Here is a 1,968-nt window from a genome sequence, read left to right as displayed (position 1 = left end):
AATCAATCCAAAACTTTTGAGCATCTATTTACTCCTTTATCAATTCATTTTGAAACGGATCAGATATCGTTCCTGTACGTTGTATCTTAATATCAACATGAACATCAACAGGTACATCTGGAAAAGATTCTCCCCATGATTCTTTTAACTTGGCCCATTCTTTAGAGTTTTTTTGGTGTACAATCTCACCGAAACCGAAAATATCTGACCGAAATTCTTTTTGAGCACTACTGATAACCTTTAATACAACATCTTTTATCTCGTTATTCGTTTTTTTCTCGAGTTCAGTGAAAACATTAGAACTCATCAAGTTTAATTTTGTATTAACTTCAGCAACATCTGCTTCGCCAGTGATTTTAACTTTAATGCTCAGTTTATCGTCTTGAAATTTGGGCTCTATGTCGCTTTTACTTTCTGATAATTCAATCCCAATTTCACCATCGTTCATATCAAAACGATGAAAGTTCTTTGAACATTACCCTTTATATAATTGAGTCCTTTACTTTCCTGTTCGTTTAACCAACCTATCAACTTGTTTTCACGAAAAACTGCTATTCCATCATACGAAAGTATTGCTTTTTGGGAAATGCTTTGTACATTATCTTTCTCTGCACCAGCCTTTGTATCCCCTTTTATCATAACTCCCGTTAATGTTGGCTCTGTACCCTCGCTTACCATGTCATCTATCAATTCCGTTAATCTTACTTTTCTTGTTACAGCCCCCATTTCAGATGAGTCTTCAAGAGAGGTAAATAATTTAGTAGCAGGAATTTTATTTAGGCTTGTTAGTATACTGAGTGTTTCTTTTGCTGTATGCTCTTTTGTCACGACAACATAAAAATCCGGTCTCACTTCATGATTTCTTGATAAGAAGTCTAGAACATCATAAATCCCTTCTTTTGCTACATCTTCCCCTATAACAACCATTCGTAAGTGAGCCAAGTATATTCGTCTAGGAATGTCTTTTAGCAATTTACTTAAAGCTTCAGACATGATTCTGCCAGTCATATTATACGTTGTGACTGGACTATCGTACCCCGCTCCACCTCCAATTGTGGGTGCATTCTCAGCTGGGTTTAGTATTTGAGTGGAAATAATGTATTCACCATCGTCGTTTTTATCTATCCCAATCGCTACTGCGATAGCCAGATCAGTGACTTCCCGGCGATCCCAACAACCAGTTAAAGAAGTAAGGATTAACGCGGCTATAAGAGTGGTCAGGAACCTTTTTCTCATAAAAATTTCCTACTTTCGTGTTTCCGGTTTGAGTGTGGCGTTATTTTGTTCCCTGATCGTATCGTTTTGGCTAATTAAATGCGGCCGCGCAAACATACCCCACCATGGTAAGCGGAAGAACACGTCTTTTTGGTCTTGTAAATTGAATGGTGCAGCAGGACTTGTGTATGGTACTCCGAAAGACCTGAGTGTACATAAATGAATGCACAATAAGATAAGCCCAAACATTATTCCAATTAAACCAAATGTCCCCGCTAATGCCATCATTCCAAAACGCAACATTCGTATGGTTGCGGCTAAATTGATAGCAGGAAAGCAAAAGTTCGATATTGCTGTAATTCCAACGACTATAACCATTGCAGGTGAAACCAACCCTGCTTGAACAGCAGCTTGTCCTAAGACCAATGCTCCAACAATACTCATTGCTTGCCCGACAGCTCTAGGCATTCGAACTCCCGCTTCTCGCAAAATCTCAAAAGCGACTTCCATTAGAAGTGCCTCCATAAGTGCGGGGAAGGGGACACCTTCACGCTGTGCCGCTATCCCAATTAATAATGTAGTGGGGAGCATTTCTTGATGGTAAGTCAAAACAGCAATGTAAAGGGATGGAGCTAGTAAAGCAATAAAAAAACAGGAAAATCGTAGGATCCTTAGTAAAGTAGCAATGTCTGCGCGCAGGTAGTAATCTTCACTCGCTTGGAAAAACTCAACAATCAAACTTGGTACTACCAT

Annotated in this window: 3 protein-coding genes; all 3 read right to left on the bottom strand. The window is 39.0% G+C overall.

Annotation, left to right across the window (positions count from 1 at the left end; translation table 11 throughout):
• Positions 1–28: 28 nt before the first annotated feature.
• A complete protein-coding gene (locus tag LDX58_RS26260; protein ID WP_265416838.1) occupies positions 29–448 on the bottom strand; it encodes a Ger(x)C family spore germination C-terminal domain-containing protein in 420 nt (139 codons plus the stop codon).
• A complete protein-coding gene (locus LDX58_RS25560) occupies positions 445–1,236 on the bottom strand; it encodes a Ger(x)C family spore germination protein (RefSeq protein ID WP_265416837.1) in 792 nt (263 codons plus the stop codon). Before LDX58_RS25560 ends, LDX58_RS26260 begins: the two co-directional genes overlap by 4 nt.
• 9 nt (positions 1,237–1,245) lie before the next feature.
• On the bottom strand, positions 1,246–1,968 hold a 723-nt coding region (locus LDX58_RS25555), incomplete at its 5' end, for a spore germination protein (RefSeq protein ID WP_227940473.1).

Origin of the sequence: Alkalihalobacillus deserti (assembly GCF_020734105.1) — a bacterium.
Lineage (GTDB): Bacteria > Bacillota > Bacilli > Bacillales > Bacillaceae_D > Halalkalibacter > Halalkalibacter deserti.
The sequence above is the reverse complement of the archived record's forward strand: the minus strand, read 5'-3'. Positions and strand labels throughout refer to the sequence as shown.

Bases quoted from the DNA above. Each gene is read 5' to 3' on its own strand.
- LDX58_RS25560 (WP_265416837.1), bottom strand. From the start codon at position 1,236: ATGAGAAAAAGGTTCCTGACCACTCTTATAGCCGCGTTAATCCTTACT.
- LDX58_RS26260 (WP_265416838.1), bottom strand. From the start codon at position 448: ATGAACGATGGTGAAATTGGGATTGAATTATCAGAAAGTAAAAGCGAC.